The organism is Bradyrhizobium sp. HKCCYLS2038 (assembly GCF_051167655.1).
Classification (GTDB): domain Bacteria; phylum Pseudomonadota; class Alphaproteobacteria; order Rhizobiales; family Xanthobacteraceae; genus Bradyrhizobium.
Map to the genome: position 1 here is coordinate 453777 of NZ_JBNPTM010000006.1, position 17524 is coordinate 471300.

Below are 17524 nucleotides of genomic sequence, written 5' to 3' on the forward strand. Positions count from 1 at the left end.
GCCGTGCTGCCGATTCGCTTACTGACCCCAGCTCGTGAATGCCTCGTTGAAGAGGCGGTCGCCCTCCGGCCCCTTCTCGATCGACAGCAGCGCGCGGTTGCCGCCCTCGTACACGATCGGGATGTCGAACCACTGCTTGCCCCTGAGCAGCAGCACGTTGCGCTTGGTGTCGACCTCATTGGCGGACAGCGCGATCATGAAGACCTTCGGCGTGACGCGCGCCGTCTGCGTCGCCAGCGCCGTGCCGCGCTCCGCCTCCTCGCCCTTCAGCCCGATCCCTCGCAGGCTGGTCAGCCCGATCGCCGGATCAGGCCAGGCGAAGCTCAGCTCCATGACATGGCTCGCCGGCAGCTCCAGATCGGCGTTCCGCCGCAGCGACATCGTCACCTTCATGCCGTTCTCGATCTCGATCTCGCCCTTGAGCGAGGGAGCGGCATTCAGGCGGGGTCCCTTGCTCGGCTCGAGCGACCAAACCACCTTGCCGGTGAAGCGCTTGCCTTTCGGCTCCTGCGGATCCTCGTGATAGAGGAACGCCTGCGCGGACGCCGTGACGGGAGCAACCGTCGCCGGGGCGGAGCTCTGTCCGACGGTGCCGGCCGTCTCGTTGGCCGCGACCTCCTTGCCATCCGGCACGATACGCTCGGCGTTGATCTTGCGTGCACCGGGCTCGCTGGGCAGCGCCGAATCCATCGCCGCGCTGGTCTGCGCGATCTGCATGAAGTCCGCGGCGCGCTGCCACGACACGGCAGCGCCGACGACGGCCAGCAGCCCGACGGCGGCCACCGCCATGATCCGCCGGCTGGGAAGCCGCCGCGACTTCTCACGACCGCTCTCGGCCGACTTGAAAGCCATCTCGACGAGTGACGGGTGGATCTTGGTCTCATCGGCCACTGCGCCCGGCTTCGCCGGCTCGGCTGCTGCTGTCGTGGCAGATGAAATCGTTGTCGTTGCTTTCACGTCGGCGATCTCCGCCGGCAGCGGCGCCGTCGCATCCCGCTGATCAACGGCGGCTGGGGCGTCGCTTGCAACAGCGCTCGAAAGCACGGCCGGCTGTGGGAGCGGTGGCGGCAATGCCGCACTCGGACCTTCGAGCGGCGCCTGAGGCGGCAACGCGACCAACGCTTGAGGCGGCAGTTCGGTGAAAGATGAGGACGTCACCGGCGCGGGCGGCGTGACCGCGGCCGGACGCCGACGCAACAGCCGAACGTCCGGTGGCGTCGTGAGCGGCGCCGTTGGTGATGTCTTTGCTGATGTCTTGCTGAGTGTCTTGTTTAGCGCCTTGGGCGACATCTCGTCCGACGCTTCGGCGCCTTCGTGCCGATCGACTCGCGGCTGCATCGGGATCTCTCCACCTGACCGACGCGCCAGCGACAGATACTTCGCGACCGTGGCGATCTCTTCCTCGATCGTATGCGTAGTCGCCTTGGCCGAGCCACGCCGCTTCGTCCCCGCGCTCGCCGCTCGCGGCTGAGCCACCGGCGCGACGGCCCGGTTCTCGGCAACGGCCGGCAGCCGCGACACGTCGCCGGCCTGAGTGCGAACATCGATGAAACGATCCGGGAACAGGATTTCAGCGAGATCGCGCAGCGAGGCGTTGGGCAGCATCAGGCGGCGAAACGCCGGCAGCACGCCGCGCAGGTTCTTCTGGTCCGCGCGGCGACCGGTATCCTCCTGGCCGACCTCGGCCCCGATCTCGCGACGGCTGTCACTCACCACGACCTTGCGGGCGCGCAGCATGGCGGTGAGCTCGCGGAGGTCGGACCGCGATGCCTGATCGATCACGACCAGATCGAAACTGCCGATCCGGGCCGGCAGCAGTTCGGCGACCCGCCAGGCCGGCATGACGTGGCACGGGATCTCCTCGAACCAGCCGTCCAGCGACTTGCGGACAGCGACGCGGAGGCGCCGCGCCGTCGGGCTCGAGCACGCCGAGACCATCTTCTGCATCGTGTCCCTGAAACGCTTCAGCGACTGCCGGACGGAGGTGCTTGCGTTCTGCGCGATCGCGAGTGTCATCCGCGCGCTGATCACCGCTTCGAACAGCGCCAGCGATCGTTGCTCGAGCCGCAGCCGCTGCGCTGCGAGGTCATGCAGCAGCTGGCGCTCGTCGTGACCATCGATGCGCATCAACGCCGCCGCATTCCACGCCGTCACCCAATCCGGGAGCAGCACCGGGTCGCCGGCACCGGCTGTTGCCGGCTCGTTGCGGACGCGCTGAGCGATGTCAGGCGCCCCCGCCTCCAGCAGCATCTGGCTGGCCGATCTGACGATGCGATAGTCGTCATCCGCCCGCGCGATGGCTTCAACGGTTGCGAGAACACCGGACCAGCGCGTTTCGATCTCGCGCGGCTCGACATCGGCGTCGCCGATCCGCGAGAGAATGTCGGATTGAACGGTGGCGGCCAGCTCGACCGCGCCGGCGAACAACTCGCCGACGCGCGCGAGCTGGCTCAACGGCCCCGACACCCGCGTCATCACGCTCCTGATGGCGGCGCCGAGCGCCTTCGGCCGCTGCGCGTCCGACAGCATCGCCGTCACCTCGGTGTCCGGCATCGACAGCTTGCGGCAGGCATCGACGACGTTGCGAACGGCCAACGCAGCCATCACGACCGCCGCCTCGACGCTCTTGACGATCCGCTCGATGTCGTCGAACGCACGCGCGGATTCCAGCTCGATCGCGGGAGCGCCGATCCTGGTTGCGATCGCCGTCCACCGCGTCCGCAGCGCCAGCAGATCATGTCGCCAGTTGAGGAAGCGGTGGACATACTGCCAGTCCGCCGGCGTCGCCGGCGCGGCGCCGTCCACGGTGATGGCTTCGATCGCAGCCTTCAAGGCGCGCCGCGACGGAGAGAACCGCGGCATCGCCTTCTCGCCGGCCGCCAGGCGCTCGACGACACGGATGGCATCCTTCTTGTTGAAGGCTTCGACCGGCGCATGCACCTGCCGCTTGGCGAACTCAGCGCTCCTCGACAGCTGGAACGAGGCATCGCGAGCCCAGCCCACGACCTTGTCGTTGCCGACCGAGACATCGCTCTTCGCGGCGCCGAGCGGCGACAGCCGGGCGAGCCAAGCATCATTGGCGATGGCGTGATGAGCAGCGACCAGCGCGTCGAGATCGGCTGCGAGCCGGGTGGTGGCGTCGAGTCCGAACATGGCGATCGCATCGAGCGCCAGGTCCTCGTCGCGATTGTCCTCGGAGCTCGCCCCCGCCTGCTGCCGCAGCTCTTCATGCAGGCGCAGCATCGCCGCAGCATCCGGAAGCGTGGCCGTCGCGGGCAACTCGGCATCAATATGCGCAAGATGCTCGGCGAGCCGCAGCCGCGCCTCGCGCGCCTTCTCCACCGCCATCACCATCGCGTCCGTGTTGGACAGCAGACACGCCGGGCGATCGCTGAACCAGGCTGGCGGGTCCTGGTCGGTCAGCAGCCCCTTGATCAGATCGAGCGGCAGCTCATGCCGGCCACCGGACAATTGCACATTGCGCCCGACGATGTCGGCGATCTCGCCATCGAGCGAGGCCATCTGCGTGCGCTTCGAGATGATGTCGCGCTCCAATCGACCGATCTGGTCGGCAAGCTCGCGCAGATTCGTGGTGTCAACGATTCCCTGCAAACGGTCCGCCGCCGCTTCCGCCTTCTTGAGCACGTCCTTGTCGGCGCCGGTCGAGCTGGCGGCGAGTTCACGGATGCCGGCCGGCAGCTTCTGATGCAGCAGCGCCAGCGCCGTCTCGTCGCGGGACACGACGAGGACGCGCGAACCGAGCGCAAGATGATGACAGACGACGTTGACGAGCGTCTGGACCCGCGCATCCTGCGATGCAGCCTGGACCACCAGGCCATCGGACCGCGACAGCTCACGGACGACCTCGATATGCTCCGACGACGCCGGCAGCGGAAAGAACAGATCGCCGATATCGAGGACGACCGGCTTTGCCGCTGGCCCGATGTTGATCGGAGCGCCGACGACGCTGGACAGATGCCGCCGCGAGCTCGAATGTCCGCGGCCACCAGTCTGCGGCAGCAGCGCACTTACCGCACCCGTCAGGGAGCACTCGCTCTGCGGCGCATGTTCAATCGCGCTCTTCAGGCACTCGATGTCGCGCAGCGCCAGGCTCTCGGGCCGACGGCGTGCCGACATGACCCAGCGTCGCCCAGCGATGGCGGCGTCAGCGGTCTCGACCGCTTCAGCGCCTTCGCAAGCCGCAACGCTCCTCTGGCCAGGCTGCCCGCCGACGGCGCGCAGGATCTGCTCCAAGGTGAGCGCCGTGAATGGTGACAGCTCGCCATGCTGCTCGAGCGCCTCGACCAGTGGCTCGGACTTGTCGTGCCAAGACGGCGCAGCATCCGGCGCCAATGCCTCCAGCGCCCGGAGATTGACGACCGCGCCGGTGAAACGGGGCCGCAGCCTCACTTCCGCGTCGGGACGTTCGAGGATCTCGATTTCGACCGGCCGCTCGAACAGCGGCAGCTCGGATTCGCGTCCGCCCTTCCGCCACGACGACAGCGTGATCCCCCACATGATCTCCTTGGCCGGATCCGTGCGAACCACGGCGGCGAGCTCGCGCAACTGCCGGTGGATCGCCATGGTCCGCCGTCGTGCGCGCTCGGTATCCGCCCATGCCGTCCACGGCCCCGCCACGTAGCGCTCGATGCGCTGCACGAGATCCGCCCGCTGCTCCAGGCGCAGCCGACCGGTCCAGGTGCCACCTGGCGCGTCGGCGGACGGTGCCGGCGAAAAATCCTCCGGCCGCGCGTGCCGGGCGAAGGTGAGGCGATTTTTTTCGATCTCGCTCACGGTGACCTGCATGGTCTCGCGCGGCAGCGGGCGACGGTCCGGATCCGACGACGGCTCGAGCCACGCGTCCAGATCGGGGTCGAACGCGGGCGGCTCCGTCGCGACGAGCGCCTCGACAGCAAGCCAAACGGGGCCATCGACATCGAACGTGTTGAGAACGACGCCGGGCAGACCTTCCAGCTCCTGCTGATCGAGGGCAAAGCTCTGACTGTCGATGGCGTACGGGTCCCGGCGCTCGGCGGGCCCACTGGCAGCACGAATGATGTCGGTCAGGCAACCAAGGACGTCCTGAAGCGGCTCACCAGACGGCGCAGCACCGAGCGCATCCTGCGTCGCCGATGCGAGGGCGTCGGACAATAGCTCGGCTTCCGGAGGCGCCACGGCACTCGCCGTGATGGCGCCGAGCAGCCGCCTGCCGTGCTCGGCGCTGCCGATCGGTGCGGCGCGGTCGATCGGTTGACCCTCGCTGGGCCGCAAATGGACCGGATGGTTCATCGCACAAATTCCCCGCTGAGCTCTGCTGCAAGATCGGCGTCAGGCCGGCGACAGGCTGACCAGAACGGATGGCTCCGGCGCTGACCACGGCGGCCGGGGCAATCAAACGGTGGCTTCGGTCTGGACAAGCTTTCCTCGCTGCAACGCCGATGGAACGATCGACTCGTCGCGGAGGCGTATGGCGAAGTGACGTCACGCCAATGGCCCGACAGGTAGAGGAATGTGACGAACCTCGCCCCAGGCCGGGAGAGAGCTAAAATCTCGCGGTTATTGCGCGATCAGAATCTCTCGTAACGGCCGCGCTAGACTTGGGTTTTTCTGAAACGAGCCGCGCCGGCCCGGTGATGCGAATGGCTCGCACGCAAATACGCTAGAAAACGTCTAAGAATACTTCTAACGGCCAAGCAGAAACATTCGGATGCGGGACGCGCCATTGCATGGCCGCAGAGCCGCGCGACGACCGCCGATGTTCGGCCACATCGGCAGCCCGATTGCAGCAGGGAGATGGCCACGAATGTCTGGGGATGACAGCGCAGCGCACAACGAGGCGCACGTCATTTCCCTCAATCCGAAACCAGAGATGCCGCCGCACCGCACGCGCTCAGCGCGGATATCCGTGCTGCAACTGTGCCTTAAGCGCAAGACGGCGCCGCTTGAAACCCCCGCAGAGCTGCAGTAGCTGTTGTCATCGTCACACAACGTCTCCTGGGCGTTCCCCGGTCGGTGGGGCCACACTGCATGTCTTGGCAACGGATGAAGGCTGCGGCCGGGTGTGGTGCAACGCTCGTCACGCTGATCACGCTTTTTCCCATCGCCATGGCGACGGCCCAGCCGGAAGGCCGCGAGCCGGCGACGGTGAAGCTTTCTGCGACGCAGCAGAAGCAGATCGGACTGCAGACGGCGGTGCTTGCCGCAGAAAGCCATCCCGAGCAATTCCGGGCGTATGGCGCAGTGCTGGACGTCGCCAGGCTGACCGACCTCACCAACAGCTACGCCAACGCGCAAGCCCAGCTGCAGACCGCCCAGGCCAAACTCGAGGTGGCAAGGCTCGCCTACGAGCGCGCCCGCGATCTGGTGCAGTCGGCCGCGATGCCGCGCAAGGACGCTGAAACGGCGGAGGGCACGTTCCGCACCGACCAGGCCGCGCTCGCCGCCGCGGACTCCCAGGTGAAGACGCTGGTCGCGACGGCGCGGCAGGAATGGGGGCCGGTGATCGGACGAGGCATCGTCGAGCGCTCCCCGCAAGTCGTGCAGCTGATCGAGCGCGAGCAATTTCTGGTCCAGGTCACGCTGCCGCCGGGCGTGACGCTGACCGAGCCGCCGCGCACCGCGCTCGGCCAGGCACCGACGCGCACCGCCAACATCGAGCTGCGCTACCTCTCGCCCGCCCCGCGAACCGATCCGCGAATCCAGGGCGTCAGCTATTACTTCGTCGCCGCGGGCGACAGCGGATTGTTGCCGGGAATGAACACCACCGCCTACGTGCCGTCCGGCAAGTCGTTCGATGGTGTCTTCGTCGAGGATACGGCCGTCGTACAATGGCAGGGCCGGTCCTGGGTGTATCTACGCGCCGGTCCCGAGACCTTTAGACGGCATCCGATCCGGACCGATCAGCCCATCTCCGATGACGACTACGTCGTTCAGGACATTCCGGCCGGGTCCGAGATCGTGCTGCGCGGCGCGCAGGTGCTGTTGTCGGAAGAGGCCAAGAGCGAGCTTCGCGGCGGCGGCGACGATGATTGACGGAGATCGGCTGGCTGCGACGGGGCCGCAAGCCGCGCTGGTCTCGTTCGCGATCCGCTTTCGCGGCATGATTCTGGCGCTCGCCTGCGCCATCCTGGGTCACGGCATCTTCGCGGTCGGCAGCGCGAAATACGCCGTCTTTCCCGAATTTGCGCCGCCGCAAGTGTCCATTCAGACGGAGGCGCCGGGGCTCAGCCCGGAGCAGGTCGAGGTGCTGGTCACGCAGCCGATCGAGACCGCGATCAATGGCCTTGCCGGGGTTGAGAGCATGAGGTCCTCCTCGATCCAGGGCTTGTCCGTGCTCTCGGTCGTTTTCCAACCCGGCACCGACGTCTTCCGGGCCCGTCAGCTCGTGACGGAGCGGCTGACGGTGATCACCGGCAGCCTGCCGCAGGGCGTGCGGGCGCCGTCGATGACGCCGTTGGTGCCCGCGGCCGGCACCGTGCTGGTCATCGGGCTGACCTCCGAACACCGCTCGCTGATGGACCTGCGCACCATTGCCGATTGGACCGTGAGCCGGCGACTGCTCGCCGTGCCCGGCGTCGCGCAGGTGACGACCTATGGACGCGACATCCGATCGCTCCAGGTGCAAGTGCGGACCGACGACATGGTGCGCTTCGGCGTCGGCATGAACGACGTCGTCGCGGCGGCGCGCAAGGCCACCGGCGTGCGCGGCGCCGGTTTCGTCGACACCGCCAATCAGCGCGTCATCCTGCAGACGCAAGGGCAATCGCTGACCCCGGAGCAACTGGCGCGCACGGTGCTCCTGCATCAAGCCGGCGCCAGCGTCGTGCTCGGCGATGTCGCCACCGTGGTGAACGCGCCGGAGCCGCCAATCGGCGGCGCGCTGATCAACGGCCAGCCCGGCATCATGATGATGATCAGCCAGCAATACGGCGCCAATACCCGCAACGTCGCCGCGCGGGTGGAAGCTGCATTGCAGGAGCTGAGGCCGGCGCTGGACAGCGAGAAGGTCCGGCTGCACGCCGACCTGTTTCGTCCGGCGACGTTCATCGACACCGCGGTCGAGAACGTGCTGTTCGCACTGCTGATCGGCGGCGCGCTGGTCGTCGTCGTGCTGTTCCTGTTCCTGTACGACTGGCGCACCTCGATCATCAGCTGCACCGCGATTCCGCTGTCGCTGTTCTCCGCCGTGCTGGCCTTGAACTGGATGGGACAGAGCCTCGACACCATGACGCTGGGCGGGCTCGCGATCGCGATCGGCGAGGTCGTCGACGATGCCGTGATTGGCGTCGAGAACGTGGTGCGCCGCCTGCGCGAGAACCGGAACCTGCCGTCGCCGCGCGGCGAGGCGCGTGTCGTCTACGACGCGATGCTGGAAGTGCGCAGCTCCGTGGCCTACGCGACCTTTGCCGTGCTCCTGGTGTTCGTGCCGATCCTGGCGCTGCCCGGCCTTGCCGGCCGGCTGTTCGGCCCGCTGGGCATGGCCTACATCCTCGCGGTGCTGGCGTCGTTGATCATCGCCCTGACGGTCACGCCGGCGCTGTCGATGATGCTGCTGGCCGGACGGAAGCCGCGCGAGGTGCGCGAGCCGCCGCTGGTGCGCTGGTCGCGCCGCCATTACGAGCGGCTGCTGCGGCGGCTCGGCCGCTTTCCCAAGCTGGTGATGGCGAGCGCCCTGCTCGTCACACTGGGAGGAGGCGCGCTGGTGCCCTTCTTCGGCGGCACCTTCCTTCCCGATCTGAAGGAGGGCCATCTGATCCTCCACGTCTCGATGCTGCCGGGCACCTCGCTCGACGAATCGCTGCGGCTCGGGACGCTGATCGCCGACGCCCTGCGCGGCGTGCCTGAGGTGCGCAGCGTCGCCCAGCACGTCGGCCGCGCCGAAGCCGGCGTCGACACCGCCGGCACGCATTCGAGCGAGATCGAGGTCGACCTGAAGCCCGGCCTGTCGGGCGCTGCGCAGGCGCGCGCCGAGCAGCGCATTCGCGCCGCGCTCGCCGACTTTGCCGGCTTCAACTTGTCGATCAAGACCTACCTGACCGAGCGCATCGAGGAGACGCTGTCCGGCTTCAACGCCGCCGTGGTCATCAACGTGTTCGGCCCCGATCTCGATGATCTCGAACAGGCGTCGCGCGACATCGCGCGCGAGCTCGGCGAGGTCTGGGGCGCGATCGACATCCAGCAGCAATCGCCGCCCGGCATGCCTCAGGTCAACGTCACGCTGCGCCCGACCGATCTGCAGTCCTGGGGGCTCGATGCGGTCGAGGTGCTGGAGCTGATCCGCACCGCCTATCAGGGCGACGTGGTCGGCCAGGCGTATGAAGGCAATGTCGTCTTCAACGTGATCGTCAAGCTCGATCCGGACGCCAGCGCTCGCCCGACCCAGATCGGCGACATGCCGATCCGCACGCCGAGCGGCGCCTATGTCCTGTTGAAGCAGATCGCCGACGTCTATGGCACGTCCGGGCGCTACGTCGTGCTCCATCGCAATGGCCAGCGGACGCAGACGGTCACCGCCAATGTCGCCGAGCGCGATCTCGAATCCTTCGTGGCCGCCGCCAAGCGGAAGATCGCCAAGGAGGTGAAGCTGCCGCCCGGCACGCATGTCGAGTTCACCGGCGCCGCCGACGCGCAGGCGCGGTCACGGCGCGATCTGATCGTCAACTCGTCGCTGGCGACGCTCGGCATCGTGCTGCTGCTGTCGTTGGTGACCAAGCACTGGCGCAATCTGGCGCTGGTGCTGATCAATCTGCCGTTCGCCTTCGTCGGCGGCGTGGTCGCGGTGGCGGCGACGGGCGGCGTGCTGTCACTGGGGTCGATGATCGGCTTCGTGACGCTGTTCGGCATCGCGCTGCGGAACTCGATCCTGATGATCTCACACTACGAGCATCTGGTCGTCACCGAAGGCCGCAGCTGGGACCTGGCGCTGGCGATCGAGGGCGCGGCCGATCGCCTGGTGCCGATCCTGATGACCTCGCTGGTCACCGGCCTCGGGCTTCTGCCGCTCGCGCTCGGCGCCGGCGAGCCGGGCCGCGAGATCGAAGGTCCGATGGCGATCGTCATCCTCGGCGGACTCCTGACCTCGATGGCGCTGAACCTCCTGGTGCTGCCGACACTGGCCCTGCGCTTCGGGAGGTTCAAGACCGCCGCCGAACGTCAGCGCGCGATCGCACCGTGACGCGGCAGCCACGGCTGCCGCGCACGGCGCAGTCGTCTCAGAGGAAGCCGAGCGACAGCCAGGGCACGAAGGCGACCAGCAGCAGCCCGATCACCAGCGCGCCGAGATAGGGCCAGATCCGGGTCAGGCCCGCATTGGGATCGATCTGACCGATCGAGCACGCCGCGTAGTAGCCGAGCCCGAAGGGCGGAGCGAACAGGCCGATGCCCATCGCCAGGATGATCACCATCGCGTAGTGCACCTCGTGGACGCCGAGCAGCTTGGCGGCGGGGAACAGCAGCGGTCCGAACAGCACCATCGCGGGAAGACCTTCCAGGATGCTGCCGAGCAGGATGAACACGGCGATCGAGATCAGCAGGAAGCCGTACTTGCCGCCGGGCACCGCCACCATCATCGCCGCCAGCGCATGCGAGAAGTTGGACTGCGTCAACGCCCAGGCCATTGCGGTGGCGGCCCCGATGATGAACAGGATCGCACCCGAGAGCGCTGCCGTGTGAACGAGCGCCGGATAGAGCTTCTTCACATCGAAGCGGCGGTAGACGAGCAGTCCGACCACGATCGTATAGGCGATGCCGATGGTCGACACCTCCGTCGCGGTCGCGACGCCCTCGGTGACCGCGGTGCGGATCAGCACCGGCAGCAGCAGCGCAGGGAGCGCCGTGATCAGCGCCCTGCGGATCGTCGCCCAGGACGGCCGCGGCCGGATCACGCCTTCCGGCTCCACCATCCGCCGCTTCGCGACGACGGCGAGCGCCGCCGCGAGCACGAGGCCCGGCAGGATGCCGCCGGTGAACAAGGCCGAGATCGAGACGCCGGCGACCGAGCCGATGATGATCAGCACGATCGAGGGCGGGATGGTCTCGGCCATCGCACCGGACGCCGCGAGCAGCGACACCAGTTCGCCGTCATGAATGCCGCGCCGCTTCATGTCGGGAAACAGCACCGGCGCGACCGCGGCCATGTCGGCGGTCTTGGCGCCGGAGATGCCGGAGACGAGCAGGATCGCGCCGAGCAGCACGTAGGACAGGCCGCCGCGGACGTGCCCCACCAGCGAGACCAGGAAGCCGACCATCGCCGCAGCCATGCCGGTCATGACGATGAGATGGCCGAGCAGGATGAACAAGGGAATGGCGAGCAGCACCAGCGACGAGACGCCCTCGTCGATCCGGCTGGTCACGACCTCCAGCGGCGCCGAGGTCACCGTGAGCAGATAGGCCACCGTGGCCAAGCCGAAGCAGAAGGCGATCGGCACGCCGGCCAACACGGCCGCGCCGAGCAGCACGGCGAAGAAGACGATCAGATTCCAGTTGCCGAGCGCCTTGAGCGCCGGGGCCGCGGCCCACAGCACGACGGCGGTCGCCGCCAGCAGTCCGAGCGTGATCGCGACGTCACGCGGGCTCTGGCGCGCCATGCGCAGTAGCGCAGTGGCGAGCATCAGGGCAATGCCGACCGGCACGGCCGCGGCCCGCACGCTGTCGGGCAGGCCGAGCGCCGGCGTCTCCGCGAACGCCTGCCCGGCAGCATAGTCGATCGCGGGATGCAGCAGGATCGCCAGAAACAGCGCCGGCGCCATCAGCGCCGCGCTCTCCAGCACCGCGCGGGTGCGCAGGCTGACGCGGTCGACCAGCGCGGTCATCCGCATGTGCTCGCCGCGGCTGAGCGCGAGCACCGCGCCCAGCATCGCAAGCCACAGGAAGGTGATGGACGCGAGCTCGTCGGCCCAGGTCAGCGGGCGGTTGAAGGCGAAGCGCGCCGTCACGCCGGTGAACAGGATGCCGACCTCCGCGACCAGCGCGATGATCGCGGGGATTTCGATCAGCCTGGCAAGGCCGCGCTCGAGAGTGTCGACGATGCCAGGCTTCGTGGAGGATAGCACGGACATGTCGACGGTCTTCATCCGAGCGCTCCGACGTTGGACTGCAGGATACCCCAGGCCTCTTCGCCGAACTTGCCGCGCCAATCCTTGTAGAAGGTGCTCTTGGCGAGAGTCGTGCGGAACGCCTCCTTGTCGACATCCACGAAAGTGAACCCCTTGGCGGCGAGATCGGCGCGCAGGCTCTGGCTGAGCGCGGCGATGTCGGCGCGCTCGTCATCCGCCGACTTGCTGAATTCCTGCGAGACCAGCGCCTGCAGATCGGACGGCAGCTTGCCGAAGGCGGCGCGATTGATCAGGATCCAGTAGGCGTCCCAGACATGGCTGGTCAGCGAGCAATATTTCTGCACCTCGTAGAGCTTGGCCGTGGCGATGATCGGCAGCGGGTTCTCCTGGCCCTCGACCACCTTGGTCTGCAGCGCGGTGTAGACCTCGTTGAAGTTGATCGGCGTTGGGCCGGCGCCGAGCGCCTGGAACAGGCCGGTGAGGATCGGCGCGGCGGGCACCCGGATCTTGAAGCCCTTGAGATCGTCGGGCGTCTTGATCTCGCGGGTCGACGAGGTGAGCTGGCGGAAGCCGTTGTCCCACGGCTTCGACAGCGCCAAGGCGCCCATCTTCTCGATGTCCTTGCGGATGTGATCGCCGAGGCTGCCATCCATCGCCTTCCAGACCTGGTCGTAGGACGTGAAGGCGAAGCCGGTGTTGACGATGCCGGCCAGCGGCACGCGGGTCGCCAGCACGGAGCTTGCGATGTTGATCGCATCGACCGCGCCGACGCGAACCTGCGAGATCAGATCGGTGTCCGAGCCGAGCTGATTGGCCGGATAGAGATTGATCTCGAGCCGGCCGCCGCTCGCCTCCTTGATGCGATCGGCCGCCTGCTGGGCGCGCTTGTTGACCGGATGCGACGGATCCTGTCCGGTCGCCAGCTTCAGCGTGAATTCGGCCGCCTTCGCGAAGCGTGTGGTCAACGGCAAGATCGCCGCTCCCACCATTGCTCCAGCCATGAATCGCCGACGCGTCGTTTCGTTACGCATTTCCGTCCCTCCAATGTGAAATTGTTGTTAAGGCCGGCGCTTTGGCGCGCCGGCGGATCGATGAGCGGTGCAATCCGGCTGGCTGCTACTTCAGCCAGCCCTTGACCTGCTTGACGACCTCCAACAGCGAAATGCCGTAGCGGTCGTGCAACGTCGGCAGCGCGCCGGCGTCGAGGAATTCGTCGGGCAGACCGATCTGCCGGAACGGCACGTGCACGCCGGAGCGCATCAGCAACCCGGCCACGGCCTCGCCGAGACCGCCGATCACGGTGTGGTTCTCGGCGACGACCACCAGGCGGCCCGAGCGGCCGGCCTCGCGCACGATGGTCTCGGCATCGAGCGGCTTGATCGTCGGCACGTGCAGGACGGCGACGTCAATGCGATCGTCGGACAGCGCCTTGGCCGCCTCCAGCGCGCGCATCGTCATCAGGCCGGAGGCGATCATCAGCACGTCGCGACCGTCGCGCAGCAGCTTGGCCTTGCCGAGCTCGAACTTGTAGTCGTACTCGTCGAGCACCAGCGGCACCTGGCCGCGCAGCAGCCGCATGTAGACCGGACCCTGATGGGCGGCCATTGCCGGCACCACCTGCTCGATCTCATGCGCGTCGCAGGGATCGATCACCGTCATGTTCGGCATCGCCCGCATCAGCGCCAGATCCTCGGCGGCCTGATGGCTCGGGCCATAGCCGGAGGTCAGTCCAGGCAGCGCGCAGGCGATCTTCACGTTGCGATCTTCCTCGGCGATCGTCTGGTGGATGAAGTCGTAGGCGCGGCGCGAGGCGAACACGGCATAGGTCGTGGTGAACGGCATGAAGCCTTCGGCCGCCATGCCGGAGGCGGCGCCGAACAGGATCTGCTCGGCCATGCCCATCTGGTAATAGCGGTCGGGAAACTCCTTCGCGAAGATGTGCAGATCGGTGTACTTGCCGAGATCGGCGGTCATGCCGACCACTTCAGGCCGGCTGCGCGCCAGCTCGACCAAAGCGTGGCCGAACGGCGCCGGCTTGGTGCGCTGCCCTTCGGAGGCGATCGAGGCGATCATCGCCGACGTCGTCAGGCGCGGCTTGCTCAGATCAGGAGCGGGTCTCTTCGATGTCATCACGGCCTCCCGGCGTCGAGCGCGGCGATCGCGAGCTGCCATTCATGCGGCTCGACGCGAATGAAGTGGTTCTTCTCGCGCTGTTCGAGGAACGGCACGCCCTTGCCCATCAGCGTGTCGGCCACGATCATGCGCGGCTTAGGCTCGGGGTGAGTCTTGGCGGCATCGAAGGCGGCGACCACGGCCTCGAGGTCATTGCCGTCGACGCGCTGCACGAACCAGCCGAAGGCTTGCAGCCGGTCCACCAGCGGCTCGAAGCCCATCACCTGGGTCGAGGGGCCGTCGGCCTGCTGATTATTGACGTCGACGATGCCGATCAGATTGTCGAGCTTGTAGTGGCTGGCGGATGAGATCGCCTCCCACACCGAGCCTTCGTCGAGCTCACCGTCGGAGAACAGCGTGTAGACGCGCGAGGCCGATTTCTTGCGCTTCAGCCCGAGCCCCATGCCGACGGCGATGCTCAGGCCGAGACCGAGCGAGCCGCCCGACATCTCCATGCCCGGCGTATACGACGCCATGCCCGACATCGGCAGCCGGCTGTCGTCGCTGCCATAGGTTTCGAGTTCGGCCTCGGGAACGATCCCCGCCTCGATCAGCGCGGCGTAGAGCGCGATCGCGTAGTGGCCGTTCGACAGCAGGAAGCGGTCGCGCTCCTCCCAGGTGGGATCCTCGGGCCGGTAGCGCATGGCATGAAAATAGGCCGTCGCCAGCACGTCGGAAATGTCCAGCGCCTGGGCGATGTAGCCTTGTCCCTGCACCTCGCCCATGCGCAGCGCATTGCGGCGGATGTTGTAGGCGCGCTGCGCCAGCGTCGGCACGTTGGCGAGCCGATTGGTTCCGGTGTCCATCTTTTGAGACCTTGTTTAGTGGATCAGCATGCCGCCATTGACGTCGATGACCGCGCCCGTGACATAGGCGGACAGATCCGACGCCAGGAACGTGTAGATGCCGGCGACGTCCTCGGCGGTGCCGAGGCGGTTGAGCGGAATGCCCTCGAGGATCTTGGCCTTCATCTCGTCGGTCAGCTTGCCCGCCGTGATGTCGGTTCCGATCAGGCCCGGGGTGACGCAATTGACGCGGATGCCGTCGATGCCGAACTCGCGCGCCATCGCCTTGGCGAGGCCGAGCACGCCGGCCTTGGCGGCGGAGTAATGCGGCCCGCCGAAAATGCCGCCGCCGCGCTGCGCCGAGACCGACGACATGCAGGCGATCGAGCCCTGCTTGCGCGCGCGCATGTGCGGGATGACCGCCTGCGACAGGAACAGCACGCCCTTCAGGTTGACGTCCTGGATGCGGTCCCAGTCAGCCGGGGTGATGTCGAGGAGTTTCACCGGCTGGGTGATGCCGGCATTGTTGATGAGAATGTCGATGACGCCGAACTTGGCGATGACTTGCGCGACGGCGTCGTTGCAGGAGGTCTTGTCGGCGACGTTGCAGCCGATCCCGAGATGCTGATCGCCGAGCGTCGCGGCCGCGTCCGCCGCCGCAGCGGCATCGATGTCGAGAATGGCAACGCGGGCACCTTCGGCGGCGAAGCGCCGCGCGGTCGCGAGCCCGATGCCCCGCTTGGAGGCTGCGCCAGAGATGATCGCCGTCTTGCCGCTGAGCAGCATTCTGTCCTCCCAAGTTCTTGTTTTGGTAAAGCCAGGATGAACGCGGAGACCCCGTACGACAAACGCACAGTTGTCATGGATAGATGAATCTGGTTCACTCTTCGAATGCTGTCCAACGTGCCAATCTCATCAATCAAGGCGTTTGAGGCTGCCGCCCGGACCGGCTCTTTTCGCGATGCAGCGAATGAGCTTCACCTGACGCCCAGCGCAGTGAGCCACGCGATCCGCAAGCTGGAGACCACGCTGCGCACCGTGCTGTTCGAGCGTACGGCACGTTCGGTACGGCTCACGCCGGCCGGTGAGAACCTGATGCGCCACGCCGGCGCGGCGTTCGACCAGTTGCGCCGCGGCCTCGAAGAGGTTGCCGCGCGCGGTCCCCAGCTGGTGCGGGTTCACGCCGCGCCGAGCTTTGCCGCGCAATGGCTGACGCCGCGGCTGGCGCAGTTTCTCGCGGCCCATCCGAAGCTGGAGGTGCGCCTGGCGGCCAACACGGATTATGCGCGCTTCAAGAACGACGATTTCGACATCGACATCGTCTACGGCCGGCCGCACGCCGAAGGCGTCGAGATCGTCCCGCTCGCGGAGGAAACGGTGACGCCGCTGTGCTCGCCGGCGCTCGCTGCGGCGATCCGCAGTCCCGCCGACCTGCTCGAGCGCACGCTGATCCGGTCCGACCTCAAGCAGGTGCAGTGGCAGCAATGGTTCTCCGCCAACGGTCTCGAAGCGCCGGCGCTGCACGGCATGCGCTTCGACCGCAGCTTCCTGGCGCTGGCGACGGCGGCCGAAGGCCTCGGGGTTGCGCTGGAATCGACCCTGCTGGCCGAGCGCGAGCTGGCATCCGGGCGGCTCGTCGCGCCACTCGCGGGACGCGCAACCGACATTCGCTATGTCGGGCACCGCCTGGTGTTTCCGCGCGCGGCGCGACAGCGCGCGGCCGTGCGCGCCTTTGCCGACTGGATCAAATCGGCGCTCGGCGTCGCCCCCTGATCGGCAAGCCGCAGGCGGGCTCAGCGCGCGCGCTGACAGCTGGCGAGCCGGACTATCGCTCGGCCCCTTCCCGCGTCTATGCTGTGGTCATTGATAGCTGGACTCTTCGGGCGGCGTGACGAACACCATCGACATCATCTGCATCCTCGTGCTGCTTTCGACCTGTGCCGGCCTGATCTGGACGGACATGCGCCATGGCCTCCTGCCCGACTGGATGAATGCCCTGGTTGCGGCGAGCGGCTTCGTCCAGGAAACGGTCACCGCCGATTGGCAGGCGTCGCTGTGGGATGGCGCCGCCGCTGTGGCCGTCGGCGCCGCGCTGCTGCTGCTGCGCCGGCTCTATGTCATGATCCGGGGACAGCAGGGCCTGGGCCTTGGCGACGTCAAGTTTCTAATGGCCGCGACACTCTGGACCGGGCTGTCCGGCCTGCCGATCCTACTGCTGATCGCGACGTTGTCGGCGCTGACGGCGGTTCTCGGTCTCTACGTCACCGGGCGGACGCTGACCGGGCAGACCGCCCTGCCGTTCGGCCCCTTCCTCGTCATCGGACTTCTGGCCGTGCTGCTGCTGCAGTGGACGGGCGAGCTCGCAATCATAATCTGAGCGCGGCTGTCGGCGCGGTCCATCCCGTCTGCAGATCGTTCGGACTTGAGCTCGGGACGTGACACAGATCGCCATGATCAGCATTGACGCACCGGCAGTGGTCTCAACAGCTATTTTGCGCCGAAAAGGCCCGTTTG

Annotated in this window: 10 protein-coding genes; 4 read left to right on the plus strand and 6 right to left on the minus strand. The window is 67.3% G+C overall.

The genetic code is table 11. The features are described from left to right. Positions 1 to 18 precede the first annotated feature (18 nt). Positions 19 to 5289, minus strand: a complete 5271-nt coding sequence (locus ACQR1I_RS27240) for an AAA family ATPase (RefSeq protein ID WP_434869186.1) — start codon at positions 5287 to 5289, stop codon at positions 19 to 21. A gap of 738 nt (positions 5290 to 6027) precedes the next feature. Here ACQR1I_RS27240 and ACQR1I_RS27245 point away from each other — a divergent pair. After that, the gene (locus tag ACQR1I_RS27245) at positions 6028 to 7032 is read left to right on the plus strand and encodes an efflux RND transporter periplasmic adaptor subunit (RefSeq protein ID WP_434869185.1); all 1005 of its coding nucleotides are present in this window, start codon (positions 6028 to 6030) and stop codon (positions 7030 to 7032) included. Continuing rightward, positions 7025 to 10174, plus strand: coding sequence for an efflux RND transporter permease subunit (locus ACQR1I_RS27250; protein WP_434869184.1), 3150 nt, complete (start codon positions 7025 to 7027; stop codon positions 10172 to 10174). Before ACQR1I_RS27245 ends, ACQR1I_RS27250 begins: the two co-directional genes overlap by 8 nt. A gap of 37 nt (positions 10175 to 10211) precedes the next feature. On the opposite strand, the gene ACQR1I_RS27255 is transcribed toward ACQR1I_RS27250, so the two are convergent. From ACQR1I_RS27255 to ACQR1I_RS27275, 5 genes are all read right to left on the minus strand, one after another. Next, positions 10212 to 12071 carry a TRAP transporter large permease gene (locus ACQR1I_RS27255; protein WP_434869183.1) on the minus strand — a complete coding sequence of 620 codons (1860 nt, stop codon included), beginning with the start codon at positions 12069 to 12071 and terminating at the stop codon, positions 10212 to 10214. Continuing rightward, complete coding sequence (locus ACQR1I_RS27260; RefSeq protein ID WP_434869182.1) at positions 12068 to 13084, minus strand: TRAP transporter substrate-binding protein; 1017 nt, start codon at positions 13082 to 13084, stop codon at positions 12068 to 12070. The genes ACQR1I_RS27255 and ACQR1I_RS27260 overlap by 4 nt, the downstream gene beginning before the upstream one ends. An 85-nt stretch (positions 13085 to 13169) precedes the next feature. After that, positions 13170 to 14183: a transketolase family protein gene (locus tag ACQR1I_RS27265; protein WP_434869181.1), complete on the minus strand. Its 1014-nt coding sequence runs from the start codon at positions 14181 to 14183 to the stop codon at positions 13170 to 13172. Beyond that, positions 14183 to 15031 carry a transketolase gene (locus ACQR1I_RS27270; RefSeq protein ID WP_434869180.1) on the minus strand — a complete coding sequence of 283 codons (849 nt, stop codon included), beginning with the start codon at positions 15029 to 15031 and terminating at the stop codon, positions 14183 to 14185. Before ACQR1I_RS27270 ends, ACQR1I_RS27265 begins: the two co-directional genes overlap by 1 nt. A gap of 15 nt (positions 15032 to 15046) precedes the next feature. Beyond that, positions 15047 to 15796, minus strand: coding sequence for an SDR family NAD(P)-dependent oxidoreductase (locus ACQR1I_RS27275; protein WP_434869179.1), 750 nt, complete (start codon positions 15794 to 15796; stop codon positions 15047 to 15049). Positions 15797 to 15901: 105 nt separating this feature from the next. On the opposite strand from ACQR1I_RS27275, the gene ACQR1I_RS27280 reads away from it, so the two are divergent. Next, positions 15902 to 16783, plus strand: coding sequence for a LysR substrate-binding domain-containing protein (locus ACQR1I_RS27280; RefSeq protein WP_434869178.1), 882 nt, complete (start codon positions 15902 to 15904; stop codon positions 16781 to 16783). A gap of 115 nt (positions 16784 to 16898) precedes the next feature. Continuing rightward, complete coding sequence (locus ACQR1I_RS27285) at positions 16899 to 17387, plus strand: prepilin peptidase (protein ID WP_434869177.1); 489 nt, start codon at positions 16899 to 16901, stop codon at positions 17385 to 17387. Positions 17388 to 17524 lie beyond the last annotated feature (137 nt).

What these genes read in the sequence shown, in the direction of transcription:
- ACQR1I_RS27240 (WP_434869186.1), bottom strand. Translation starts at nt 5,289, where the DNA reads ATGAACCATCCGGTCCATTTGCGGCCCAGCGAGGGTCAACCGATCGAC.
- ACQR1I_RS27245 (WP_434869185.1), top strand. Translation starts at nt 6,028, where the DNA reads ATGTCTTGGCAACGGATGAAGGCTGCGGCCGGGTGTGGTGCAACGCTC.
- ACQR1I_RS27250 (WP_434869184.1), top strand. Translation starts at nt 7,025, where the DNA reads ATGATTGACGGAGATCGGCTGGCTGCGACGGGGCCGCAAGCCGCGCTG.
- ACQR1I_RS27255 (WP_434869183.1), bottom strand. Translation starts at nt 12,071, where the DNA reads ATGAAGACCGTCGACATGTCCGTGCTATCCTCCACGAAGCCTGGCATC.
- ACQR1I_RS27260 (WP_434869182.1), bottom strand. Translation starts at nt 13,084, where the DNA reads ATGCGTAACGAAACGACGCGTCGGCGATTCATGGCTGGAGCAATGGTG.
- ACQR1I_RS27265 (WP_434869181.1), bottom strand. Translation starts at nt 14,183, where the DNA reads ATGACATCGAAGAGACCCGCTCCTGATCTGAGCAAGCCGCGCCTGACG.
- ACQR1I_RS27270 (WP_434869180.1), bottom strand. Translation starts at nt 15,031, where the DNA reads ATGGACACCGGAACCAATCGGCTCGCCAACGTGCCGACGCTGGCGCAG.
- ACQR1I_RS27275 (WP_434869179.1), bottom strand. Translation starts at nt 15,796, where the DNA reads ATGCTGCTCAGCGGCAAGACGGCGATCATCTCTGGCGCAGCCTCCAAG.
- ACQR1I_RS27280 (WP_434869178.1), top strand. Translation starts at nt 15,902, where the DNA reads ATGCTGTCCAACGTGCCAATCTCATCAATCAAGGCGTTTGAGGCTGCC.